The organism is Streptomyces longisporoflavus, assembly GCF_014649775.1.
In the GTDB taxonomy this organism is placed as follows: Bacteria; Actinomycetota; Actinomycetes; order Streptomycetales; family Streptomycetaceae; genus Streptomyces; species Streptomyces longisporoflavus.
Window position 1 is genome coordinate 26,245 of sequence record NZ_BMTR01000002.1, and the last position, 23,364, is coordinate 49,608.

Below are 23,364 nucleotides of genomic sequence, written 5' to 3' on the forward strand. Positions count from 1 at the left end.
CTCTTCCACGGAGGTCTCGTTGGATCACGCCGATCCCGCCCCCGCCACCGCTCCGACCACCGACCTTCGCCCCGCGTCCGCCGCCCCTCCCCCACAGGCCGCCCAACGGCGCCCGCACCGTCCGCCCACGCTGACCACACTGGCCATGTGCCTGTGCGTCACCTTGGTGATCGGCATGGTTTCCGCCGTCAATCTGGCCATCCCCGACCTGTCGGCGGACGAGCTTCGCCCCTCCGCTCAGGCCGTGGTGTGGGTCGTGGACGGCTATGTCGTCATCTTCGCCTGCCTGCTGGTTCCCGCAGGGGCACTGGCCGATCGCAGGGGCCGCAAGGGAACCCTCATGTGCGGCATGGGAGTCTTCGCGCTCGGCGCCGTGATCTGTGCCGTAGCGTCGCACGTCGGCGTACTGATCGCCGGGCGCATGATCAGTGGGGCCGGCGCGGCCGCCGTGCTGCCCACCACCCTCGCCCTGCTGGTCGAGGGCCTGCCCGAGCAGTCGCGCCGCAAGGCTGTCGGGGTGTGGGCATCCATGACGGGGCTCGCCGCCGTCCTGGGGAACGTGGGTGGTGGCGCCGCCATCGAGTACGGCAGTTGGCGCACCCTCTTCATCTGCCTGATCCCGCTCGCACTGGGCGCCCTGCTCCTGGTCGCCGCCGTGGCTCCCGTGACCGCCCGCCGCCCGAGCCCCGCCGCACCGCTCGCCGGCACCCTGCTCACCGCCGGTTTCCTGGCGCTGCTCTACGCGATCGTCTCCGGCCCGCAGTCCGGCTGGAGCGCCCCGCCGGTGCTGGCCGCCGGCACGGCGGCGGTCGTGCTGCTGACCGCCTGGGCCCGGCACGAACTGCGTGCACGTGACCCGCTTCTGGACCCTCGGATCTTCGCGCGGTCGGCCGTACGGGCGGGCGCGGCAGGGATGGCCACGCTCTTCGCGGGCATGTTCGGCCTCTTCTACCTCAACGGCCAATATCTGCAGTACGCCAAGGGATACGGCCCGCTTGAGGCCGGGTTGCGGTTGCTGCCGATGGCCGTGGCGCTCCTTGCCGGTCCGCGCCTCGGCCTGCTGCTCGAGCGGGTCTGTGGCCGACGCGGCACCGTCCTCACCGGGATGCTGGTACTGGCCGCCGGGCTGTGCGTGGTCTCGGCAGCCGATGCCCGCACCCCCTACGCGCTCTATGCCCTGGGTGCCGGGCTCACCGCGCTCGGCTGCGGAACCGTAAGTCCGCTGCTTTCGCACGCCATGATGAGTGCGCTGCCTCCCGAGAGGGCGGGAACGGGGTCCGCGGTGCAGAGCCTTGCAAGGGAGTTGGGCAGCGCCGTCGGCATCGCCGTCACCGGCACCATCACCACTGCCGTCTTCACCGCCCGCCTCCCCTCCACGCTGTCGGGCCCCGACCGGCCGACGACGGTCGCGCAAGCCGCGTCCCGCACCTCCGACCCCCACCTGCGTACGGCGGTCGTCGACGCGTTCACCGCGGGCCTGCACACCGCGACGCTGACCTTGGCCGCCGCGGTCACCCTGGTCGCGTTCGTTGTCGCATGGTGGCTTCCGTCGCGGAGGTGAGGCAGCACGGGGCCGTCTCCTCGGCCCCCGTGCTGCCTCCCGGCCCCCGGCTACACCTACCGCGGTTCCACCCGCTGCAGGCCGGCGCGACGCACCACCTCGGGACCGGTCTTCGCCGCCTGTGCCACCAGTGCGCGCCCGTCCCAGTCCGGCGGCCAGCCCTCCCACAACCGCAGCTTGCCGTCGACCACGACGGCGGTGATCTGGTCGCGGTTCGCCAGACGCACCAGTTCCCACTCCAGGTCCCACGAGGGGGTGAGCTCGGGGACGTTGACGTCCACGACAAGGAAGTCCGCGGCCTTGCCCACCGCGATCTCCCCGGTCACCTTGCCGAGACCGAGCGCGTCGGCGCTGAGTGACGTCGCGTGCTCCAGCCACAGCCGTCCCGCGCCGCACGAGGAATCCCCCGCCGCGATGCCGTACGCAAGCCGTTGCGCCGTCTCCGCGGCGTCCACCAGACGGAATCCGTCGCCGCGTGTGCCGTCGGTGCCGGTACCGAAGCGCACCCCCATCGCGGCCAGCATCGTGGCGTGTGCAACGGCGTTGCCCTTCCAGGCACTGGCCACGGGGTTGTAACTGATGGCCGCTCCGGAGTCGGCCAGCATCCGCATCTCGCCGGGCGTGAGCAGAGTGGCATGCGAGCCGAGCGTATGCGGGCCCAGCGCCCCGAGATGACGCAAGTACTCGACCGGCCGCCGCCCCACGCTCTTCAACGACCTCTCCACGGAGGCCAGGTGTTCGTTGACGTGAATCTGGAACACCGCGCCGGCCTCACGGCACAAGTCCGCCGTCCGCTTGAGTGTTCTCGCGGGCGCGTCTTCGGGCACGGGAATGGCCAGTGAGGGGTGGATCAGCGGATGCGCTTCCCACCGGCGCAGATGTTCCGGCCCGCCCTTGCCGTCAGAAACGACCTTGGACAGGACGCACCGGACACCGGCCTCTTCCGTTGCCTTCGCGACCACGGCCACGTCGACCGGCGCCCGCGTCCCGGCATCGGCGACCGTCGTGAAGCCGCCACGCAGCGCCTCCAGGGAGGCCAGCTTCGCGGATATGTAGGCACTCTCCTTGTCGAGGGCGTGCTCCAGCGGCTCCCATATCGTCTTGAAGATCTCCGAAGGCTGCCCGAACGACTGGGCCTTGCCGAAACTCTGCGTCAAGTGATGATGTGCGTCGACGAAGCCCGGCATGATCAAGTGGTTGTCCAGCCGCACCGGCCGCAGGCCGGGATGCGCGGCCATGAGCTCGCGCGCAGGACCCACCGCCCGGAACTTGGTGCCGTCGACGAGCACGGCCTGGCCGCGCTTCGGCCCCTCCGGCAGCAGCAGCAGCTCCGGTACGAGCAATTTCCGGGCCCCGTTGAACTGTTCTGCCCGCACCGCACCGGAAGTGCCGGCCCTGCTTGCGGGGCGTGTGGTCGCGCCGGCGCTCCCGGCGGCCGGAACACCGATGAGCCCGGTGGCTCCCGCCAACCCCGCCCCGAAGAGAATTCCGCGTCTGCCCGGCTGCGCCCCCACACCCTCCCGCCCCTGCTCATGCCCTTCGCCCTGCCCCTGCTCTGCCGACTGCTCGTCCTGCTGCTCGCTCGTCAACTCACTCGCCCTTCACATGCCTGCGCAGTCCTGATTCCACGCACGCCGGACTCCGCGTGCGGGCGACAGCAGTGCGCCGTACATACGGCGAAATCCGTCGTCAGCCCTACGCGAGGCCGGTCGTGCGGAGTGGCCCGACCCTAGGACGACCCTCGGTTGTGGAACAAGACTTCCGGCATGCGGCATTCAGGTGCCCGAGAGGACAGGTGGCGCAACCGTCGCGCGCAATCACCGAGCCCCTGGTCAAGCCGCACAACCGACCTGCCCGAAGTGGCGTAACTTCACCGAAACATGGCGTAGGCCGGGCAGCCCGAGAGCCTGCATACCCGAAAGCCATATGGCAAGGGAATGAACAGCGGAAACGTACATCGAAGTACCGCAGAGCACGGGAAGCGCCTTGCAAACACGGGCGCACCCCCACGCGCAGTCGGGTTTCCCGCAAAGTGGCAGCCACGCAGGGTCAAGGCCGTGTAGTGATGGGCAGAGGTGAGGAAGCGACTGTTCCCACGCGGCCAGTCCCCGCACGTCAGGAGTTGACCTATGTCCGGCAGCGTCGGCCGTCCCCGGCTCACCGTGGAGCAGTACGCACGGGAGGGCTCCTGGGTCGTGGCAGCCCGGGGAGAGCTCGACGCCGACTCCATCGCTCCGCTGGATCGAGCGACGCAGGCTGCGGTTGCGGCGGTTCCCACGCTCGTCGTGGACCTGGGCGCGGTGACGTTCGCCGATTCCTCCGCCCTGAATCTGCTCCTGCTCCTCCATCACTCCACCGCGTTGCGCGTGGCGGCACCCCAACCCCAGCTCATGCGCGTGCTGCACGTCACGGGCGCCGACCGGGTCTTGAACATCTACCCGTCGACGGATCACGCCTGCGCGGCCAAGACCTGAACGAGCGGCGGCAGGGCGGGAGGCGAGTTCACTGTCGCCCACAAGGGGTTCGAATGGGTGGTTTGTCCCTAAAAGCGAGGGGCAGACGGTCGTTGGAGTGCTTGGGACAACAGGTGCTGCTCAAGGTGAAGACCAGGCGCCCCCACCCTGGTCACCCCGACCGCGATGAGGAGCATCCCCATGCCCGCCCGGTATCCCTATGACGACGCTCCCGCCACCGAGCAGACCTTCCGCCACCTGGCCGTCACTCGTGCGGGCCGCGAACGCGACGCGCTGAGGGAGGAGTTGGTGGAGGCCTGGCTGCCGATGGCCCGCCGCCTGGCCGGCCGGTTCCGCCACAAGGGCGAGAGCATGGAGGACCTGGTCCAGGTCGCGGCCCTGGGTCTGATCAAAGCGGTCGAACGCTACGACCCCGACCGCGGCGCCTTCGCCTGCTACGCCGTCCCCACCATCACCGGCGAACTGCGCCGCCACTTCCGCGACCACAGCTGGGACGTGCACGTCCCGCGCCGGGTCCAGGAACTTCGCAACAGGGTCCGCAGCGTCCGCCAGGACCTGATGAACCGGCCCGACCACCCCGCCGAGCCCGACCTCGAAGAGATCGCCGCGCAGGCAGGACTCACCCTGCCGGAAGTGCACCACGGCATGGAGGCCTGGGATCGCAACAGCAGCCTGTCCCTGGACGCCGACACCGCCCAGCACGGCGACGGCTTCACTCTCGCCGACACCCTCGGACAGACCGATCCCGGCTACGACCTGGCCACCGACCGCGAAGCCGCCAGGGAGGGCCTTGCCCGACTCTCGGAACGGGAACGCAGAATTCTCTACCTGCGCTTCTTCGAAGAGATGCCGCAGTCACAGATCGCCGAGGAAATCGGCGTCTCCCAGATGCACGTATCCCGCCTCATCCTCCGCAGCTGCGCCCGGGTCCGCGAGTACTCCCGGGCAGGCGAGCCGCACTCCCCCGCGCCGGGGCGGCGATCCGGCCGACCGTGCGCAACGGACAGCACGCCGCCGCACACGAAGGACCCGGGCACCGTCCCCACGCCGCGGGGCGCCACCAAGACGAGACCGTGAGCGGCGCCTTGCCCGCACAGTGCGCACGGACCGCACTGCGGTGCGGCCCGGCCCCCGCTCGGGAGGGCCGAGCCGCAGCCCGGAATGCCGCGGGGCCCGGATGTCTGCGCCCCGCCAGGCCGTCCGCTAGGGAAGGCTGTGGACCTTCGGGCCGACGGAGTTCGACCAGGCGTGTCCCGCCGTCGCGTCCCAGTTCGTGGACCACGTCATGGCGCCGCGCAGCGTCGGGTACGTCTTCGACGGCTTGAAGGAGCCGCAACCGGTGCCGCGGGCCAGGCAGTCGAGGGCGTTGTTCACGACCGACGGGGCCACATAGCCGCTGCCCGCGCCGCGCGTCGACGCCGGCACGCCGATGCCGACCTGCGACGGGTCGAGGCCGCCCTCCAGCTGGATGCAGGCGAGCGCCGTCAGGAAGTCCACGCTGCCCTGGCTGTAGACCTTGCCGTCGCAGCCCAGCATCGACCCGCTGTTGTAGTACTGCATGTTGACGACCGTGAGGATGTCCTTCACGTTCAGCGCCGTCTGGAAGTACCCGCCGGAGGTGGACTGCATGTCGATGGTCTGCGGCGCCATCGTGAGCACCATCTTCGGGCCCGCCTTCGCCGAGAGCTGGCGCAGCGCCTTGGTCATGTAGGTCGGGTTGAGGCCGTTCTCCAGGTCGATGTCGACGCCGCTGAACCCGTACTCCTGCATCAGCGCGTAGGCGCTGTCGGCGAACGCCGTCGCGGAGGCGTCACTGTTGACCGAGATGGTGCCCTTCTCGCCGCCGACCGAGAGAATCACGGACTTGCCCGCGGCCTTCTTCGCGGCGATGTCCGCCTTGAAGTCGGCGGTGGAGGCATAGCCGACGGCCGGGTCCAGGTTGAAGGTGATCTGGCCGGGCGTGGTGGTGGCATCGGCGAAGGAGACGGCGATGATGTCGTACTGCGAGGACACGTCCCGCAGCTTCTGCACCGTCGCGCCGTTGTCGAAGTTCTGCCAGTAGCCGGTCAGCGCGTGCTTGGGTACGGTGCCGCCGTCTCCGCCGCCGTCCCCCTTGGCGGTTTTCGCGGACACCGCCGTCGACTTCGCGGACTCCCCCGCCGCGTTCGTGGCGCTCACCTGGAAGCTGTAGGTGGTCTCCGGCGCAAGTCCGGTGACGGTGGCGGAAGCGCCGCTGACCGCGGCGACCTTCGTGCCGTCGCGGTAGACGGTGTAGCCGGTGGCCGTGGACACCGGGGTCCAGGACAGGTCGACCGACGTGGATGTCGTCGTGCCCGCCTTGAGGCCGGCGGGCACAGCCGGTATCTCCACCGGGTCGGTGCCGCCGCCCCCGTCGGGGCCGAGGACGCTCACGTCGTCCACGTGATACGCGCTCTGCCCGTACCAGCCGTGCGTGTACACGGTGACCGACGTGGTGTTCGCGCCGGTCGTGAAGCTGGTGGAAAGCTGCTGCCAGGACGAGTTGCCCGGCGTCCAGGTCGACACGTCGGTGGTGCCGGTACTGCGGGCACCCAGATAGGCATAGGAGCCCTGCACCCAACTGCTGAGCTTGTACGTCGAGTTGGGCTTCACCTTGACGATCTGGGAACACTCGGCGTGGTTCTGCCCCGACGGCGTGGCCTTGAGCGCCTTCGCCCCGCCGTGCACGGGTGACGTGACGGCGGCGCCGCTGCCTGCGGCGCAGGTCCAGTTGCTCAGGTCCGACTCGAACCCGGCGTTCTTGGCGACGTTGACGTCCGCCGCCGCGGAGTCCGCCACCCCGGCGTCCGCCGACTGCGCGGGCGCGGCAAGCGCGGTGACGGCGAGTGCCGTGGCCGCACCGACGGCGATCGCTGCGCCGATTCTCCGGCGAACGCCGGATCTGCCCTTACGTACACGGTCCACGGAATGCCTCCAGGGAGAAGCGAAGAACGAGGGTGAGAGCCGGTGGCCACCGCTACTGTGCGCAAAGCTGGTCCAGACCAATCGAGTTGTCAAGACCTCTGGCGAAACGCGCCGACGCCGGAGTCAGACATTTCGAACGCGGAGCACACGGAGGCACCACGAAACCCCTCCTCCGGAACCCCCGTTCACCGGACACCGTGATCTACGTACACCACAATGACCAACAATTCGTTGCCGTCACGGCGGTTGCCCGTCCGGAACACCTCGTGGGCGAACGAGAAAGGGAGATGACGTGAGGGAGAGCCAGCACCCGTCAGCTGTGTCGGGCAGGCTGAACACCGCGGTCGCGCACAACGCACGCGTGTGGAACTACTGGATCGGCGGAAAAGACAACTACGAGATCGACCAACGCGTGGGCGACCAGGTCGCCACGATGTTCCCGGTGATCCGGGACGTGGCACGCGCCGACCGCCGATTCCTCGGCCGCACGGTCCGATTCCTGACCGCCGACTGTGCGGTACGGCAGTTCCTTGACATCGGAACCGGCCTGCCGACCCTCGACAACACCCACGAGATCGCCCAGCGGATCGCACCCGAATCCCGGATCGTCTATGTCGACAACGACCCCATCGTGCTGGTCCACGCCCGCAGCCTGCTGACAGGCACCGCCCGGGGAGCCACCGACTACATCGACACCGATGTCCGCGACCCGGACAAAGTCATGCAGGGCGCGGCGGCCACCCTCGACCTCGACCAGCCCGTCGCGGTCATGATGCTGGGCATCCTCAACTTCGTCCTCGACACGGACGAGGCACGGGACATCGTACGAAGGATCATGGCCTCGGTCCCTTCCGGCAGCTACCTCGCCCTGACGCACCCCACCACCGACACCGACCTGGGCGGCGAGGGCAACGTCGAGGCCATGGCGTTCTGGAACGAGAACGCCACCCCGCCGATCACCGCCCGCAGCCGCGCGGAGATCAGCTCCTTCTTCGACGGCCTGGACCTGGTCGCCCCCGGCCTGGTGTCGTGCTCGCGATGGCGCGCCGAGCCCGACTCCGGTCCCGTGCTCCCGCAGTTCGGCGCCCTCGCCCGCAAACCCTGACCCGGGGGTCGGGCTCATGGGCCCCTCCTCTGCGAAGATGACCGCCATGGCCCCGCCCCCGCCCCGCGCCGTCCGCACCCCGCCCACCAGTAGTGATGTGGCACGTGCCGCCGGAGTGTCACGGGCCACGGTCTCCTATGTCCTCAACAACACCGAGGGCGGACGGGTCAGCGAAGGGACGCGCACACGGGTGCGGGAGGCGGCCCGTCAGCTCGGCTACGTGCCGCACGCCTCGGCGCGGGCCCTGAGGTCCGGGCGCAGCGGGATCGTATTGCTGACCGCGCCGGCGGTGACGGTCGGGCAGCTGTTCGCGCGGGCATTCTCCGAGCTGCAGCAGACACTGTCGGATCTGGGCCACACGGCCGTGCTGTACGGCCCGACCGGGACCCGCGGTGCGGCGGCCGGCCGGCATTGGGCCGAGCTGCGGCCCGACGCGGTGCTGTCGCTGATGGACGACAGCCTGGACGAGGACGCGGTGGCCGTACTGCACCAGGCCGGCGTCAAGGTCGTACTCGGCCTCGGCCCTGAGCCGGTCGCGGGCGCCCACGCACTCATCACCGACGAGGAGCAGGTCGGCTTCCGCGCGGCCAGTCACCTGCTGGCGACCGGCCGCGGGAACCTCGGCGTGATCATGCCCGCCGATCCTTCGCTGCGCGGATTCGCCGAGCCCCGCCTTGCCGGTGCCGAGCGGGCCGTGCGGGCCCATGGCGCGGGCACCGTCGTACGGCAGGAGCTCGCACTCGACGAGGAAGCGGCGCCGAGTTGGGCCCGTCAATGCGCGGCCGCCGGGGTCAACGGCCTGTTCGCGTACAACGACGAGTACGCCACGCTGGCCGTACGCGCACTCCTTGACACCGGCGTGCGCGTGCCGGAGGACATCGCGGTCGTGGGCGCGGACGATCTGCTCATCGGCAGGTTGCTCCGCCCCCGGCTCACGACCGTCCGTCTCGACTACATGCCCTCGCGCGAGATCGCCGAGCTGCTCGACCGGCTCATCGGCGCCCCCGAAACGCCGCCGGAAACACACGACATGCTCCGCGCGCGACTCGTCGTACGCGAATCCGCCTGACCCCGCCGCTCCTGGCGCTCCTGGCGCCCCTGGCGTTCCTTCAACTCCTCAACGCGGCCTCGGTATACGGGCACCACCGCCTCAAGTAACGAAACCATCGCGGGCAGTACGACACCTTCCGCTGGTTACACGTGTCATCTACGCTCCTGCGGAACGCGTGCCCCCAGACGCGTCCCGTTCTCTCAGGAATCGCCTTCCAAGGGGCCCCTCATGACTCATTCACTTCCTGCAGACGCGCCCGCAGCCGCCGCGGCAGATCGTGCGGGCAGCGCAAACGGCGTCGATCCCGTCACCGCCTCGCGGCTGCGCCTGCTGTACCTCACGCTGCCGGTCGCCAACGTCGCCCTGTATCTGCTCTGGTTCGGCGTGGGCAGCTTCCTGCTGCCTCTCCAGGTCGCGCGCATCACCGGCACGAACGACACCGCCGCGCTGTCCACGGCCAGCACCATCGGCGCTGTACTCGCGACCGTCGGCAACCCGGTCTTCGGCCAGCTCTCCGACCGCACCCGCTCCCGCCTCGGCCGCAGGGCCCCCTGGATCCTGCTCTGCGCCTTCCTCGGGGCCCTGGCCCTGACAGCACAGGCGCACGCCACGAGCATCGCCATGCTCGGACTGAGCTGGGGCGTGGTGCAGTTCATCATGAACGGCTACCAGGCCGCCCTGACCGCCACGTTGCCCGACCGGGTACCGCCCGCCAAGTACGGCACCTTCTCCGCACTGGTGGGCCTTGGCATACCGCTCGGCACGATGGCAGCGGCGCTGGTGATCGGCGGTGTGCCGGGCGGCAGGTTCGGCCTGGACGGAGTGATCGGCGGCTTCGGCGGCCGGTTCGCCGGGGAGAACGGGTACTACCTGATCGCGCTGGCCGTCGTCGCGGCCGCCGCCGTCTTCGTGATCGTGTCGCCGGACCGGGACGCGCGCGCCCTGCCCCACGAGAGGTTCTCCTTCAAAGCATTCCTCGCCAACTTCTGGGTCAGTCCCCGGAAACACCCCGACTTCGGCTGGGCGTTCCTCTCGCGTCTCGGCGTCATGCTCGGCTACTTCATCGTCCTGACCTACAACATGTTCCTGCTCGCCGAGCACATCAAGATCCCAGCGCAGGACCTGTTGCCGACGGTCGGCTTCCTGATGATCGTCAACGCCCTGTGCACGGTCATCGCCTCCGTCCTGGCAGGACCGATCGCCGACCGCGTCGGCAGGGTCAAGCCCTTCGTGCTGACGTCCGGGATCGCCGCGGCGCTCGCGCTGACCCTGCCGATGCTGTGGCCCACCGAGAACGGCATGCTCGCGTACAACATCGCCGGCGGACTGGCCTTCGGGGTGTACATGGCCGTCGACATGGCCCTGATCACCAAGGTCCTTCCGCGCAGCGAGGACGCCGGCAAGGACCTGGGCGTCATCAACATCGCCAACGCCGGCCCGCAGATCCTGGCTCCCTCCATCGCCGGCTGGATAGTCGCCGCCGGCGGCTACGAAGCCCTCTTCCCCATCGCCGCCCTCTTCTCGCTCATCGGCGCGCTGGGCGTACTGCGCGTGCGCGGCGTCCGGTGAACCCCTCCGGCGTCCCGCGCAACACCGCCCGCCCTTCCGGCACTTGCCCCATCCGCCACCGTCTTCTGAGGAGCTTCACCATGAACCGACGCGGAACACTCGCCGCCCTTGCCACCACAAGCGCCATGCTGCTCGCCTGCACACAGGCGCAGGCCGCCCACGGCCGACCGGAAACCGGACCTGTCCGGCCCTCGCTCACCGGCCTGCGCGTCCTGCTCAGCAACGACGACTCGATGCAGATGGCCCGCCCCGACGCCTCCGACGGCAAGGGCCTGTACGAGGTGCGACGCGCCCTGTGCGCGGCCGGCGCGGACGTCGTCGTCATGGCTCCGTGGGCCAACCAGAGCGGCGCCGGAACCAGCGCCACCAGCGGTGGCCGGTTGACCGTCGAGCGACGGACCGCGCTGCCCGCCGGGTACGCGAACGACTGCTCGGGAGCACCCGGTGGCGGCGCGGTGTACGGCGTCTGCAAGGGGGCGGCGCCCTGCGGAACGTCCACACCGAGCGCGACGCCCGCCGACACCGTGCGCCTTGGCATCAACGGCGGGCTCGCCGCCAAGGCCGGCTGGAAGGACGGCCCGGACCTGGTGGTCACCGGCAGCAACTTCGGCCCGAACGTCGCCTCTGTCGTCAACGAGTCGGGCACGCTCGGTGCCGCGCTCGCCGCGATCGACGAGGGCGTACCCGCCGTCGCCCTCAACAGCGCCTACGCCCCCGCCGTGGCCGACTCCTTCGAGGTGGCGGACCACACCTACCGCCGGACGGCCACGTTCGGGGCCGAGTTCATCGTCGGTCTGCGCGAACGTGACCTGCTCGCATCGAAGTACGTCATCAACGTGAACTATCCGCACCGTGCGGAACGGCAGCGGCCTCGGGGGACGGCCTGGACGTCCGTGGGCACGCAGAAGATCGTCGGTCTGCACTACACGGCTACGGGCGACACGTTCACCATCGGCTCAAGACTGTGCGTTGCGGGCTCACCGGACTGCCGCCCCGAGACCAAGCACCGAGCGGACTTCACGCTGCTCCAGCAGGGCTACGTCACCGTGACACCGGTCAGCCCGGACCGCACACACACCGGCCGGGCGACCCGGGGACTCGAACGCTTCGTACGCGACGGGCGCTGAAGACACTCCCAACCGCCGCCCCACTGCGCGCTGTTGGCCCTCAGCTGTCTCGGAAGGCAGACCAAATCCGGCCGCGAGGCTCCGGTCCGCTGCGGGTCAGTCGAGGGTGTGGTGGGCCAGGATGTGGTCCGCCGTCTGGTGGAGGGACCGGCCGTGGCGGAAGGCGTGTGCGCGCATACGAGCCAGGGCGTCGTCCGGGGGAAGCTGCTCCGTCTCGGCGAGGACACCGGCGGCCAGGTGGACGCTGGGAGGGAAACCCTGCGGGCCGGGCTGGGTGGTTCGGTGCGCGGCGGTCAGCAGGTGGGGGTGTTCGTCGAAGGCGAGCAGGGCGAGAATGCGGGCGTAAGCCCTTGCCCGGGATTTGTGCCGGGCGGTCAGGAGACCGGGCGCCGCGCGGTAGAGGTCCAGGGCGCCGAGGCACAGGTGGCCGGTGGCCAGGGGCAGGGCCGTTACGGAACGCATCTGGTGCCCGGCTGCGGCGTGGGTGAAGGCCGGCCACCGCTCGAACGCCTGGTGCAGGTCGGCTTCTTCGACGAGGGTGCGCTGTACGTACGCGTCGGTACAGGGGCCCTCTCCTGCGGTGAGCTGGGCATCCTCCAACAGCCGGGCGTCCTCGTCGCTGGCGTAGCCCATGACGCGCAGTTCACCGGCGGCGACCAGGCTCACGCCGAGGCTGTCGACGGCCAGATCGGCCGCGCAGGCCCGGGCGGCGGAGGCGAGGCTGATGCCGCTGGCAGCGGCGCCGATCCGGCGCCAGGCGGCGGCATGGTCGTCATCCATCGGTGCCTCATCACACGTAGCGGTCGGGGGCCGGGCGGCCTGTACGAATCGCCGGGCTTGCAGGCGGGTGCGGGTCAGGGCCGGTCTATGGCGTCGGTGGGAAGTTGGCCGTCGATGATCTGACGGCAGACCATGGTCAGGCCCAGCCGGTGGGAGCGGGCATGGCGGCGCAGGGCGTCAAAAGCCTCGTCGACGGTGGTGCTCCAGCGTTCGGCGAGGATGCCCTTGGCCTGTTCGATGGCGATACGGCTTTTCAGGGCCGCGTGCATCTGGGCGCGTTGCTGGTTGGCGTGGGCGGCGGTGCGGTGCTGGAGGATGGCGATGGTCGCCACGTCCGCCAGCGCCTGGGCGACCCGCGCGTCCGCCGGGGAAAGGTTCTGCCGGCGGGTGTCGAAGAGGTTCAGCGCGCCGATGACCGTATCGCGCAGGCGCATCGGCAGCGCGTGGGTGGTGACGAAACCGCTCTCGCGACCGCGGGCCGCGAAGACGGGAAAGGTACCCGTCTCCGCCGGCGAGGTGAGGTCGATGTTCAGCCGGAGAATGCCGCTGCGGTGGCATTCCACGCAGGGGCCTTCGTCGTGCTGCAGGGCAAAAATTTCCAGCAGCCGGGTGTGCTCGTCGGAGGCAGCGATCAGCTGTAGTTCACCTCCGGGGTCTTCGAGCATGACTCCTGCCGCCGACACATCGAGCAGTTCGACGCAGCGATCACACAGGGTGTGCAGGAAGTCGATCAGGTCGAAATCGTCGACGAGTGTGTCGACGGCGTCGATGACGGCCGCCAGCAGGCGTTCTTCTCGGGTCATGGCCCCTCAGTCCCTCCGCCGGGCGCGGGGCCCGGCTCATCTCCATCATCATCGCGAAAGTGCACCCGTCGGGCCACGACGTCCTCAGCGACCTCGAGCAACGACCGTCCCTGCTGAAAGGCGTACGCCCGCAGCCGGATCAATGCCTCGGCCACGGACACGCCCGCCTGCGCACTGACCATCCCGGTGGCCTGGTGCACGGCAGCCCGGTAGAAGTGTGAACTGTCATGTGCGGCGGCAAAGGCATCCCATGACTGCTCGTCCTTGACCAGCGCGGCGGTCAGCGCGTGCGTGATGATCCGCGCGTCGCTCATCGGCGTCTGCGCCAGCGGTCCGGGCCTCGCCCGCTGCAGAGTCATCGTGCCGAGGCAGACCTCTCCCAGACGCAGCGGCAGGCAGAACACCGCTCCGATCCCCAGAGCCAGAACCTCGGGCAGCAGGACAGGCCACCGGGCAGCCGGCTCCGCCGCCAGATCCGGCACCACGACAGCCGCGCCGGACGAGGCGACCTCCGGGCCCGGTCCCTGCCCCAGCGTGAACTGCAGATCCTCGAGCCGCGTACTGGCACCGGGGGTCACCCACAGCAGTTCGTTCAGGCCGCTGCCGGGTGTCACGGACACGGCCACCCCGTCGACGCCCAGCGCCCGGGCACACCGCTGGGCATCCACGCCGGCCATCCCCCCGCTGCCGGGCGCCGGGCGCAAGCTCTCCAGTACGGCAGCAAGGTCGTCCATGGCCATGGTCCGCCGCCCTCCTGCCTGATCGAACCCGTCCGAGAAACGGCACGGCCAGTCTATGCGGACAAGAGGATGACGAGGTCGACCCTGCGCCGCTCGGCTCGGCGGGCGTAGAGTGGACGGCAAGGCTGTCCCCGACAAAGCAGATGGTTCGTCTCGCACGACAACCCCTGACATTGGCTTCCGATCACGGGCAGCATCGGCAGTTGAGTGCCAAAGATCGGAAGCACCGTCATGTTCAGGCTTCGGAGTTCGCGCTCCCCATCCCTTCCTTCTTTCGCTCTCTTCCCGTGACGGCCTCCCGGACGACAGCTGTCGAGCTGGCCGCCCTACACCTGGATCGCCCCAATCCCCCCAGCAGCCTCGTACGGTCGTGCAGGGAGGAGCTGAGGAACGCCTGCTCGGTGGGCCTGACGCTGGCGGTGGACGCCGTCCTCGCCCAACGCGTCTCCCTTGCCGCAGAGGGCCCCTTGGCCGCTCGGGGTGAAGCCCTGCAGATCAACCTCGGGGAAGGCCCGTGCATCGAGGCGCTCACCCGGCGCAGGGCGGTCCTTGTCCCCGACCTCGACGACCCGGAACTCACCGGGGCCTGGCCCGTCTACGCCCAACGTGCCCGCGCCAACGGCATCCGGGCCGCCTTCGCGCTCTGCACCGTCACCCAACCCGACCACACCGGCCCTCAGCCGGGCCTGGTCCTGTCCGTCTACCGCGATCGGCCCGGCCCCTTGTCCCAGAAGGACGTGGAGACCGTACGCACCCACGTACACGCCGCCGACCTCCTGCTCCTCACCACTCCCCGCCCCGGCCAGAACGACGCCGCCGACACCTGGCTCCTGCCGGCTGACGCCGTCGTCCACCAAGCCACCGGCATGATCAGCTCCCGCCACCAGGTCACCACCAGCCAGGCACTGGCACTGCTGCGTGCCCATGCTCACGCCGGTCAGAGCGATCTGCATGATCTCGCCAAGGCCATCGTCCACGACGGCCTGCGTCTGCCGCAGCTCCCCCCGCCGGACCCCAGCAACCCCTGAAGGACCGCAGCGAAGAAGCTCAGATCCAGCCCTCCAGGGACTTCAGGAATGCCTGCGGGTCGTCGCGGTGGATGCAGTGCCCCGCCCGCGGCACCCGGCACACCGCAAAGCCGCGTTCCTCAAGACGCGCCACGCCCCGGGAGTCGATGCACAGGCTGGGATCGGCCAGTTGCACCAACGAGGGCACTACGGCCGACTCCGGGAGGTACTGCTGCTCGAAGCGCTCCACGGCAGACAGAAACTCCGGGTCGAACAGCGAGAAGCCCGCCAGCTCCGCCGCCACATCCTCCTGTGACCACCGCGGGTTCATGGCACGGACGCTCTCGGCTGTCGCCGAGGCGACCATCTGCCGCATGCCCGCCATCGCCCCGGCCGGCAGGTTGCCCAGCAGAAACCCGGGGTCGCAGTACACGGCGCGCTTCGGGCGCAGCCTGGACGCCGCCAGGGCGAGCGACAGACCGCCCAGCGAGTGCCCGATCGCCACATCGGCGCCGGTCGGCAGGTTCTCCACCAGGTCCCCGGCAAGCAGCTCCGGACGGTACTCGCCGCGCGGGCTGTGACCATGGCCGCGCAGATCGGGGGCCACGACCCGGTATCCGAGACCGACGAGGTACTCCTCGACCGCATGCCAGGTGCGGTGGTCGGACATGCCGCCGTGGATCAGCAGCGCGACCTTGTCACCGGCGGTGGCGCCGTCACGGGGACCGCTGTCATGGACGTTCAGCTTCATCGACGGAAGCCTTTCTGCAGAGGTGATCAGCCAGGTGCTTACACATCAGGTGCCTACAAGGTGATTACACGTGTAAGCATCCTTGAGCACAGAACGCCCGGCAGGCAAGAGACCCGCACACGCCTCCGGGGTGCGGCGCGCCTTCGCGCCCGCGGGCGCAGGCCGGGCCTGGTCCCGCACTTCTTCACCGGTGGCGCGGCGGGTGTCTTCGGCAATCGGCCCCGACCACGACTCGGCGGTACGCGAAGATCGCCCCACCGGCGGGCGCGCCGAAGCCGCTTCGGCCGGAGGACCAGCCGCCCGCCCCCCCTGAGACCAGAGAGGCTCGGGGCCCACCGGACGATCAAGGAGTCCTCACCCCCGGTCCGCGACTTTGCCTCGGAAATCGAACGTATGATCTATTGAGGGGCATGGACCGTGACCACTTCCCCAAGGACCTTCTCGAGGCTCAGACCGCCTGGTACCTCACCTACGACGAGCTGGCCCTCGCCCCGGCCGGATCGCGTACCTCCGCACGCCGCCGCCTGCTGGAACTCTCCCGCCGCGTCGTGGGGCATCCCTTCTGGGAGACACCTGCCGGAACACCGGCCGCGCGGGTGGCCCTGAAGGAGGTTGCCCGCGCCCGAACGCAGACGGGCTCGTGACGCGCGACGCGGATCTGGATGCGGTGCGCTCCGAAGGACAGCAGGCGGCCCGCCGGCGCCAGGCTCCAGGGACGGCCGGGGGCGCCGACGCCCCGGCCCCGCCACCCCACGGAATGCTCGCCTCACCTCCGGCCGCGCCTCACCGGGGCGTGGAGATCCCCCCGGCCGCCCGTCGCTGACCGGGCCACATGTCCGCATACGCGGCGTCGAAGAACTGCACCTGCGGCGCGCGCAGCGCAGCCGCGTCGGTCAGCTCGCCCCGGGCCGCCTCGGCCAGGCGGGCCGCGTACCGATAGGCAGCACCTCGCAGAGGCTCGCTTCTGGCCGACAGGTCGATCTCCGCCTGCGCGAGCCACAGGTCATCGACGAGGGGTTCGATCGCAGTACCGGCTGCGCCGACGTCGGCGTGCGGAGGCGTGAGCACCGCCTTCTCCACCCGCGACGCGATACTCAGGAACTTCAGGATCACCTGCTTCAATTCCGCACGGTGCACGGCCGCCTCTTCGATCTCCGACTGCCGGGTGCTCGCCCGTGTCACCAGATACTGGCCGAACAGCGACCCGCCCGCACCGAGCACAACACCTGCCAGAGAGAACAACGCCGGCCCCAAGCTTCCCCAAGATCCCATGGCAGCAGTCTCTCAACTCGCCGCCGAGAAGGCAGAGTTGCTGGCCTGATACGGACGGCCGTTCGCATATCACCTCATCTGCTGGGCAGCCATAGAGAACAGTGCACGACGGTCGTCGGGGGAAGGAGGCCGAGCGCAGTGAACTGCCCATCGTGCGGAGGCGCGGCACAGCAGGGTCCGGACGGCTCCTGGGCCTGCGGACAGTGTGGTCCCATCACCCGTTCAGGGCCTGTCTCGTGGGTAGGGTCGACGACATGACGGCAGATCAACCCCCCACGCCGGCCGCGGAGCCCTCGGAGCCCTCGGGAATCACCACGACGGACTGCCGAGGCTGCGGCTCGCAGGTGTCAGGCATCAGCGGGCGCTACGCCTGCGGAGTGTGCGGCTGGACCAACCCGTGGGACGAGGGCCATCAGGAACTTCCGGTCGCCGATGACGATCCTGACTGGCCGAGGCACGGACACAACCCGTCGACTTGAACCGGTCCTCGCCTGCGACAGGATCGGTACCGGCCCTACGTACCCCTGGTCAACGTTCGTTCAACACGTGTCAAGCGGACCCGGGCCACACTCAAAACCATCCACACCCAAAACCATTGGGCCGCCCGACCTGCGTCAGACATGATCGGCCCATGGACACCTACCTGGAGACCGAGCGTCTGGCCCTGCGCCGTTTCACTGCCGATGACGCGGACCTCCTGATCGAGCTGGACAGCGATCCGGCGGTGATGCGCTATCTGAGCGGCGGCGAGCCGACCGCGCCGGAGGTCATCCGCGAGCGCCACCTGCCGAGGATCCTCGATGGCTACGAGAAGTGGGGCGGCGACCTCGGACTGTTCGCCGCCCACGAGAAGGAGGACGGCACGTTCACCGGCTGGTTCATCCTCCGGCCGAAGCAGGAGGGTCCGCCGGACGAAGTCGAGCTCGGCTACCGGTTGCGGCAGGCGGCCTGGGGCAAGGGTTACGCCACCGAAGGCTCGCGGGCCCTGCTGCGCAAGGCATTCACGGAGCTCGGTGTGCGTATGGTCTGGGCCGAGACGATGTCGGTGAACCAGGGCTCGCGCAACGTCATGGAGAAGCTCGAGATGACACTCGCGGGCACCATCCCCATGCCCGCGGACATGGAGTTGATCGAGGGTGCCGAGCGGGGAGGCGTACGGTACGAGATCACCCGGGAGCAGTGGAAGCAGCCGTAGGCGGGGTGTGCGCGGCCGGTCGGCGTTTGCGTCAGGGGTGGCGGGGGCATTGCCGTTGCCGCCGGGGTCTGCAGCCCCCGGCGAGCGGGTCCGCCGGTCAGCTCAGCCGGGCATCGGCGTAGAAGACCATCGCATCGCGCTGGTAGTCGGCAAGGCCTTCGGCGATCTTGTCGAAGTTCGCGCGAGACTGCGGGTCGTCGGCGAAGCGCTCCCCCATCCCCTTGTATGCGGCCGCGTTCGGGGTCCAGTACCGGCACACGAACTGGTACTGGGCGTCCACCGCGTCCTGCACCGCGCCGTCGGCAACCGGTGTGCCGGCCGCCATGAACTCCGCCATGCGGATCAGGTGCGCGGTCACCTCGCGCTGGTAGTGCTCGGTGTCCTCGGCCGTCATCCCCTCGACGGCCTGCCGGGACTGCTCCCAGGCCCGGGGCCACCGCTCCCGGACCTCGGCATCGATCCGGGGGTTCGAGGCCTCGAAGCCCTCGAACAGGTTCTCCGGCCTGTTGATCTTCACCATGTCGTTGTTGTCCTCGCCTTCCTGGAGTTCGGCGATGGTGCGGCCGACCGTGCGGGCGAGCATTTCCAGCCGATCTCGTTCCGCGAGCAGCCGTCTGTGATGCTCGCGGAGTACGGCCACTTGATCGGCCTGGCTCTCCAGGACCGCCCTGATCTCGCGCAGTCCCACGTCCAGCTCACGCATCAGCAGGATCTGCTGCAAGCGCAGCAGCCCGGCTTCCTCGTAGTAGCGGTGCCCGTTGCTCCCGATCCACGCCGGTGGCAGCAGGCCGATCTCGTCGTAGTGCCGCAGTGTCCGGGACGTCACGCCCGACATCCGGGCCACATCCGCGATCGACCAGGCCATTGCCCTGCCTCCCATCGCCGGGCCAGTCTTTCCGGCCCCACAGAAGACCGTAGAAGTTGACGCAACGGAAAGCGCAAGCCGGATACCGGCGGCAGGCGTCTGCCACGGTCCGTCACGGCCAGGGGATCGCCTCCAGCAGCCATGCCAGGACGGCACCCACCGCGCCGGACACGGCTGCGGTGGCCATGGCGAGAGCGGGGTGCCTGCTGTCCTCTTCCCGGACCGGGCTCTTGCGGCTCGAACGTGGCATTCTGAAAGTCCCTTGGTGAAAGCGGCATGGTTGCCGGGTATATGCACTCTCCTTCGCGGAGCATGTGTTGCGGAGGTACGCACGCGTTGCGAGTCCTCCCAACGGCGTGCGCATCCGACGGGGGTGGGACGTGGACGAACTGGTGGAGCAGCCGGGGAGTACGACACACGAGAACCTCGTGCCGGCACCGGGAGAGGCGGCAGAGGGAAGCGTCCTGAAGGCGATACCACCTCATGTGGGGCCGGAGTGCCGCGAGTTGGCCCAAGCCTTGCGCAGCATCTTCGCCGGTCTGCGGGTATCTGTGCGCCGCTACGCGGTCCGTACCCACTACGACCCCGGCACGGTCTCCCGCTACCTCAACGGCACGGCGGTCGCCCCGGCGGAGTTCGTCGAACGGCTGTTGACCGATGCCGGCGAGGCCATGCGCCGATCCGTGTCCGTCCAGGTCACCGACCGCGTGACCGTGCTGCAACGGACCGCGCTGAAGGCCACGAGCAAAATGGGCTACGAGGTGCAGGTTCTCAAGGACCAACTCCTCGACGCCGACAGGAAACTGCAGTCCGCCGAAGCCAACGTCGAAGCGCTCTCCGAGGTGTTGCTGGACAAGAAACGCCGGATCGCCGAGATGGACGCCGAACAGCAGCGGTTACAGCTGACCTTCAGCGTCCAGCAGAGCGAAGACCGGCGGGAGGCGGAGTATCTGCGCACCGCGTACCACCGGCTGCTACGGGAGATCGCGCAGCTTCGCCGGGCCTTGGACCAGGCACAACACCAGGTCATCGAGGCGGAGCAGCGCTGCGAGGCGCTCGAGCACCACATGCTGGCGGCGGAGGAGACGCTGGCTGCGGAGGCCGAGGCGCGTTCCGGCATCGAACCGGGCCGTTTCACCATCAGCTACGCGGGACCGGACCGGCCGTGGGCGGTGTGGATACGGCACCGGCTGGAGACCATCGGCCATGACGCCGCCATCCGAAGCTGGGATCCGCCCTTCGGCCTGTCCCTGCAGGAGGCCCTCGGGGCGCTGCTGGTGGTGGACGGCACCCACATACTGCTCCTCAGCGACGAGTTCGTGCTGGCGGGCAGCCACACGGAGGAGAGTTGGGTACAGGCGTTGCGCGCCGCCTCCTCCTCGGGGCAGACGCATCGGCTCACCGCGTTCACCCTCACCGACCGCGAGTTCCCCCACTTGTTCGCCGTACTGCCGAGCACGCGTCTGCTCGGCGCCGACGCGGACGACGACGAGCGCCGCATCCTCCAGCGGCTCAACGTCGATCCGGCTCTTGGCGGCGTCAAAACCGGCGCCAGCGCCCCGCGTTACCCCGCCGAGCCGCCACCCGTGTGGGGCGGCGTCCCCCGCCGTAACCCCCATTTCACCGGCAGAAACACGGAGCTGGGACAACTGCGCCACTGGCTGGACGAAGCCCCGCCGGGCGCGGCCATGGCCGCACTGGTCGGCATGCCGGCCATCGGCAAGACACAGTGTGCCGCCGAATACGCCCACCGGTTCGCCGCTCAGTACGACGTGGTGTGGTGGGTTCCGGCGGGAACGCGGGAGGAGTTACGGCAGGGGCTCGCCGACGTCGCTCCGGCCCTGGGGGTGGGCGGCCAGGAAGGCGGCGACGCGACCGACACAGTCTTCAAGGCCCTGCGGCGAGGAAGCCCTTACGGTCGCTGGCTGCTGATCCTCGACGGCGCCGACGAACCCGCTGATATCGCGGGCTCCCTCCCCGACGGCCCGGGGCACGTACTGATCACCTCCCAGAACAGTGACTGGGCCGAGCACCAGGTGCAGACCATGCGGGTGCTCCCCCTCGACCGGCCGGAGAGCGTTCGGCTGATCCACCGCAGGATTCCCCGCATGGAGCCTGCCCGGGCCGATCGGCTGGCCGACGAACTCGGTGACCATCCGCTGGCCATCGCCCAGGCGCTCGCCTACCTCGATCACACCCGGATCGCCGTGCCGGAGTACCTCGAGCGGCTGCGGGACACCTCGTGGGAATGGGCGCCCCTGCGGGCTACGGGCGACTACCCCACGACGTTCAGCCGCGCCCTGCTGGCCGTCCTCGGTCGGCTGCGCGCGTCTTCCCCCGAGGCCGTGGACCTCCTGCACGTCTGTGTCCTGTTCGCCGACAGCGGGGCGCCGCTCGGCCTGCTCAGGCTCAGTCTTCCCGAGCCCCTGCGCGGGCAGTGCCTGGATTCGCTCCGGTGGCAGGAGATGGTCGGCACCCTCGTGGCGCACTCCCTCGCCGACGTGGAGGCCGTCGAGGAGAACGAGGAAACGCTCGAGACGCCCGGCGCCACTTTGCGCATGCATCCGCTGGTGCGCCGGGTGGTCCGCGACGACATGGCCGGCGGTTATCGTTCCACGCTCCTTCGGCGAGTGCGTCACGCCCTGGTCGCCGCGGACCCGCGCGACCCCGACAACGTACGGATGTGGCCCCAGTACGCCCAGATCGTGCCGCACCTGGAAGCGTCGGCGGCGCCGGGTGACGCCATCGCGGAGGATTCGGGACTGATCCTCAACTGCGCGCGCTACCTCCATCTGCGCGGCGAGTCCCGATCCGCGTTGTCCCTCGTCGAGCGGGTCGAGCGCGCGTGGACCAGCCGACCGGGCGACGGCGATCCGCCCCACGCACACGTGTTCGCAGTTCGACGCGGCGAAGTCCTCAGAGGGCTCGGCCACTACCGCCGGGCCCTGGACGGCGATTACGAGGAGCAGGCAAGGCTTCGTACGACAGAGCGCCCCGAGTGCGCCGACCCCATCGAGACGACGGGGGGCGTGGCCGCGGACCTGCGGGGGCTCGGCCGCTACGAGGAGGCGCTGCAGCAGGATCGCACCGCGTGCAAGGGGTGCGAGGACCTGCACGGCCCTGACCATCCCTGCACCCTCGCTGCCGTCATCGGCCTGGCCGACTCACAGCGGCTGCTCGGGCAGTACACCGAGGCGCTGCTCCTGGACCGCCGGGCGCTGGCGGAGTATCAAAGGCTCGCGGAACCTCCGGACACGGGCAGTCTCCTGGCGGAGGCACGCCATGCGATGGACCTGCGCCTGCTGGGCCACTACGGGAACGCTCTGGACCGACAACTGCAGGCCACGCTCGGACACCGTGAACTGCTCGGTTTCGACAACCCCGCCACCCTGTGCGCGGAGCATCAACTGGCCCTGTGCGAGCTGCTCAACGATGCCGTGGGAGAAGGCCTGACCAGACTGCGGGAGGTGCGTCAGGCCGCCGAGGAACTGCTTGGGCCCGATACTCCGCTGGCGCTCAGGGCCGCCACGAGCCTCGCGGCCGCGGAGCGCTCGCACGGCGACCTCGACAACGGCACAGCGCTGTGTCAGGACGTGGTCGAGCGCTACCGGTCCCTGCTCGGCCCCCAACACCCCTACACAGCAGGAGCCTTGACCAACCTCGCGACAGCCGTGCGTATGGGAGGCGACACGCAAGGCGCGGTGGCACTGGACGAACAGGCACTGACGTCCGCTGTGGCCTCCCTCGGCCCCCGGCACCCCTGGGCCCTGGGCATCGCGTACAACCTCGCCTCGGACTGGAGCCACCGCGGGCGGCATGAGGCAGCCTTGCGGCTGGCCAGGGACACGGCGCGAGATGCGTCCGCGGCGCTGGGTCCCCGCCACCCGCAGACACTGCTCGCGCACGTGGCCCTCGCCTCGGAACTCGGCTCCACCGGGGCCGGCCGCGAAGCGGACGCGATACAGGCACGCGCTCTGGCGGACCTGACGCAAACGCTGGGAGAGGAACACCGTCTCACCGCGGCCGCCCGGGCCCTCAGCCATCCCGTCTGGACCTTCGACGCGCTACCCGCCTGATGCCGCCGGGCGAGAGTCGGTGCGCGGCGGCCGCAGGGGATCTCC

General features: G+C 69.8%; 20 protein-coding genes. 11 read left to right on the top strand and 9 right to left on the bottom strand.

What is annotated here, in order from left to right:
- The first annotated feature begins 19 nt into the window (after positions 1-19).
- Positions 20-1,561 carry an MFS transporter gene (locus IE226_RS04155; RefSeq protein WP_229870470.1) on the top strand — a complete coding sequence of 514 codons (1,542 nt, stop codon included), beginning with the start codon at positions 20-22 and terminating at the stop codon, positions 1,559-1,561.
- Positions 1,562-1,617: 56 nt separating this feature from the next.
- Here the strand turns inward: IE226_RS04155 and IE226_RS04160 are convergent, their stop codons facing one another.
- Positions 1,618-2,937, bottom strand: coding sequence for an amidohydrolase family protein (locus IE226_RS04160; RefSeq protein WP_229870561.1), 1,320 nt, complete (start codon positions 2,935-2,937; stop codon positions 1,618-1,620).
- 753 nt (positions 2,938-3,690) lie between these two features.
- Here IE226_RS04160 and IE226_RS04165 point away from each other — a divergent pair.
- Positions 3,691-4,035, top strand: a complete 345-nt coding sequence (locus IE226_RS04165; RefSeq protein WP_190079617.1) for an STAS domain-containing protein — start codon at positions 3,691-3,693, stop codon at positions 4,033-4,035.
- Between the two features lie 180 nt (positions 4,036-4,215).
- Positions 4,216-5,112 carry a SigB/SigF/SigG family RNA polymerase sigma factor gene (locus tag IE226_RS04170; RefSeq protein ID WP_229870471.1) on the top strand — a complete coding sequence of 299 codons (897 nt, stop codon included), beginning with the start codon at positions 4,216-4,218 and terminating at the stop codon, positions 5,110-5,112.
- Positions 5,113-5,238: 126 nt separating this feature from the next.
- On the opposite strand, the gene IE226_RS04175 is transcribed toward IE226_RS04170, so the two are convergent.
- Positions 5,239-6,978, bottom strand: coding sequence for a chitinase (locus IE226_RS04175; protein WP_229870473.1), 1,740 nt, complete (start codon positions 6,976-6,978; stop codon positions 5,239-5,241).
- Positions 6,979-7,270: 292 nt separating this feature from the next.
- Between IE226_RS04175 and IE226_RS04180 the strand changes: the two genes are divergently transcribed.
- The 4 genes from IE226_RS04180 (at position 7,271) to surE (ending at position 11,830) form a co-directional block, all read left to right on the top strand.
- Positions 7,271-8,083 carry an SAM-dependent methyltransferase gene (locus IE226_RS04180; protein ID WP_190079619.1) on the top strand — a complete coding sequence of 271 codons (813 nt, stop codon included), beginning with the start codon at positions 7,271-7,273 and terminating at the stop codon, positions 8,081-8,083.
- A gap of 37 nt (positions 8,084-8,120) precedes the next feature.
- Positions 8,121-9,152, top strand: a complete 1,032-nt coding sequence (locus IE226_RS04185; RefSeq protein WP_190079620.1) for a LacI family DNA-binding transcriptional regulator — start codon at positions 8,121-8,123, stop codon at positions 9,150-9,152.
- A gap of 210 nt (positions 9,153-9,362) precedes the next feature.
- Entirely contained in the window at positions 9,363-10,703 is a 1,341-nt protein-coding gene (locus tag IE226_RS04190; protein WP_190079621.1) for an MFS transporter, read from the top strand.
- A gap of 80 nt (positions 10,704-10,783) precedes the next feature.
- Complete coding sequence (gene surE, locus IE226_RS04195) at positions 10,784-11,830, top strand: 5'/3'-nucleotidase SurE (RefSeq protein WP_190079622.1); 1,047 nt, start codon at positions 10,784-10,786, stop codon at positions 11,828-11,830.
- A 96-nt stretch (positions 11,831-11,926) separates the two neighbouring features.
- On the opposite strand, the gene IE226_RS04200 is transcribed toward surE, so the two are convergent.
- The 3 genes from IE226_RS04200 to IE226_RS04210 all read right to left on the bottom strand — a co-directional run bounded on the left by IE226_RS04200 (position 11,927) and on the right by IE226_RS04210 (position 14,153).
- The gene (locus tag IE226_RS04200; RefSeq protein WP_190079623.1) at positions 11,927-12,610 is read right to left on the bottom strand and encodes an ANTAR domain-containing protein; all 684 of its coding nucleotides are present in this window, start codon (positions 12,608-12,610) and stop codon (positions 11,927-11,929) included.
- A 74-nt stretch (positions 12,611-12,684) separates the two neighbouring features.
- Positions 12,685-13,413, bottom strand: a complete 729-nt coding sequence (locus IE226_RS04205) for a GAF and ANTAR domain-containing protein (protein WP_190079624.1) — start codon at positions 13,411-13,413, stop codon at positions 12,685-12,687.
- On the bottom strand, positions 13,410-14,153 hold the full coding sequence (locus tag IE226_RS04210) for a GAF and ANTAR domain-containing protein (protein ID WP_190079625.1): 744 nt from the start codon (positions 14,151-14,153) through the stop codon (positions 13,410-13,412). Before IE226_RS04210 ends, IE226_RS04205 begins: the two co-directional genes overlap by 4 nt.
- Before the next feature lie 401 nt (positions 14,154-14,554).
- On the opposite strand from IE226_RS04210, the gene IE226_RS04215 reads away from it, so the two are divergent.
- Positions 14,555-15,181 carry an ANTAR domain-containing protein gene (locus IE226_RS04215; protein WP_190079626.1) on the top strand — a complete coding sequence of 209 codons (627 nt, stop codon included), beginning with the start codon at positions 14,555-14,557 and terminating at the stop codon, positions 15,179-15,181.
- A gap of 19 nt (positions 15,182-15,200) precedes the next feature.
- Here the strand turns inward: IE226_RS04215 and IE226_RS04220 are convergent, their stop codons facing one another.
- Complete coding sequence (locus IE226_RS04220; protein WP_190079627.1) at positions 15,201-15,911, bottom strand: alpha/beta fold hydrolase; 711 nt, start codon at positions 15,909-15,911, stop codon at positions 15,201-15,203.
- 410 nt (positions 15,912-16,321) lie between these two features.
- Between IE226_RS04220 and IE226_RS04225 the strand changes: the two genes are divergently transcribed.
- On the top strand, positions 16,322-16,555 hold the full coding sequence (locus tag IE226_RS04225; RefSeq protein WP_190079628.1) for a DUF8825 domain-containing protein: 234 nt from the start codon (positions 16,322-16,324) through the stop codon (positions 16,553-16,555).
- Positions 16,556-16,694: 139 nt separating this feature from the next.
- Here the strand turns inward: IE226_RS04225 and IE226_RS04230 are convergent, their stop codons facing one another.
- Positions 16,695-17,183 (bottom strand): hypothetical protein, encoded by a 489-nt coding sequence (locus IE226_RS04230; RefSeq protein ID WP_229870475.1) that lies wholly within the window; start codon positions 17,181-17,183, stop codon positions 16,695-16,697.
- A 631-nt stretch (positions 17,184-17,814) separates the two neighbouring features.
- Here IE226_RS04230 and IE226_RS04235 point away from each other — a divergent pair.
- Positions 17,815-18,378 carry a GNAT family N-acetyltransferase gene (locus tag IE226_RS04235; protein WP_190079629.1) on the top strand — a complete coding sequence of 188 codons (564 nt, stop codon included), beginning with the start codon at positions 17,815-17,817 and terminating at the stop codon, positions 18,376-18,378.
- Between the two features lie 97 nt (positions 18,379-18,475).
- Here IE226_RS04235 and IE226_RS04240 read toward each other — a convergent pair whose 3' ends face one another.
- Both IE226_RS04240 and IE226_RS04245 read right to left on the bottom strand, forming a co-directional pair.
- Complete coding sequence (locus tag IE226_RS04240; RefSeq protein WP_190079630.1) at positions 18,476-19,243, bottom strand: MerR family transcriptional regulator; 768 nt, start codon at positions 19,241-19,243, stop codon at positions 18,476-18,478.
- A gap of 112 nt (positions 19,244-19,355) precedes the next feature.
- A complete protein-coding gene (locus tag IE226_RS04245; RefSeq protein ID WP_190079631.1) occupies positions 19,356-19,493 on the bottom strand; it encodes a hypothetical protein in 138 nt (45 codons plus the stop codon).
- A 130-nt stretch (positions 19,494-19,623) separates the two neighbouring features.
- On the opposite strand from IE226_RS04245, the gene fxsT reads away from it, so the two are divergent.
- Positions 19,624-23,319 (top strand): FxSxx-COOH system tetratricopeptide repeat protein, encoded by a 3,696-nt coding sequence (fxsT, locus tag IE226_RS04250; RefSeq protein ID WP_190079632.1) that lies wholly within the window; start codon positions 19,624-19,626, stop codon positions 23,317-23,319.
- Positions 23,320-23,364 lie beyond the last annotated feature (45 nt).

Bases quoted from the DNA above. Each gene is read 5' to 3' on its own strand.
- IE226_RS04235 (WP_190079629.1), top strand. From the start codon at position 17,815: ATGGACACCTACCTGGAGACCGAGCGTCTGGCCCTGCGCCGTTTCACT.
- IE226_RS04190 (WP_190079621.1), top strand. From the start codon at position 9,363: ATGACTCATTCACTTCCTGCAGACGCGCCCGCAGCCGCCGCGGCAGAT.
- IE226_RS04225 (WP_190079628.1), top strand. From the start codon at position 16,322: ATGGACCGTGACCACTTCCCCAAGGACCTTCTCGAGGCTCAGACCGCC.
- IE226_RS04245 (WP_190079631.1), bottom strand. From the start codon at position 19,493: ATGCCACGTTCGAGCCGCAAGAGCCCGGTCCGGGAAGAGGACAGCAGG.
- IE226_RS04220 (WP_190079627.1), bottom strand. From the start codon at position 15,911: ATGAAGCTGAACGTCCATGACAGCGGTCCCCGTGACGGCGCCACCGCC.
- IE226_RS04185 (WP_190079620.1), top strand. From the start codon at position 8,121: ATGACCGCCATGGCCCCGCCCCCGCCCCGCGCCGTCCGCACCCCGCCC.
- IE226_RS04170 (WP_229870471.1), top strand. From the start codon at position 4,216: ATGCCCGCCCGGTATCCCTATGACGACGCTCCCGCCACCGAGCAGACC.
- IE226_RS04240 (WP_190079630.1), bottom strand. From the start codon at position 19,243: ATGGCCTGGTCGATCGCGGATGTGGCCCGGATGTCGGGCGTGACGTCC.
- surE (WP_190079622.1), top strand. From the start codon at position 10,784: ATGAACCGACGCGGAACACTCGCCGCCCTTGCCACCACAAGCGCCATG.
- IE226_RS04230 (WP_229870475.1), bottom strand. From the start codon at position 17,183: ATGGGATCTTGGGGAAGCTTGGGGCCGGCGTTGTTCTCTCTGGCAGGT.
- IE226_RS04210 (WP_190079625.1), bottom strand. From the start codon at position 14,153: ATGGCCATGGACGACCTTGCTGCCGTACTGGAGAGCTTGCGCCCGGCG.
- IE226_RS04205 (WP_190079624.1), bottom strand. From the start codon at position 13,413: ATGACCCGAGAAGAACGCCTGCTGGCGGCCGTCATCGACGCCGTCGAC.
- IE226_RS04165 (WP_190079617.1), top strand. From the start codon at position 3,691: ATGTCCGGCAGCGTCGGCCGTCCCCGGCTCACCGTGGAGCAGTACGCA.
- IE226_RS04200 (WP_190079623.1), bottom strand. From the start codon at position 12,610: ATGGATGACGACCATGCCGCCGCCTGGCGCCGGATCGGCGCCGCTGCC.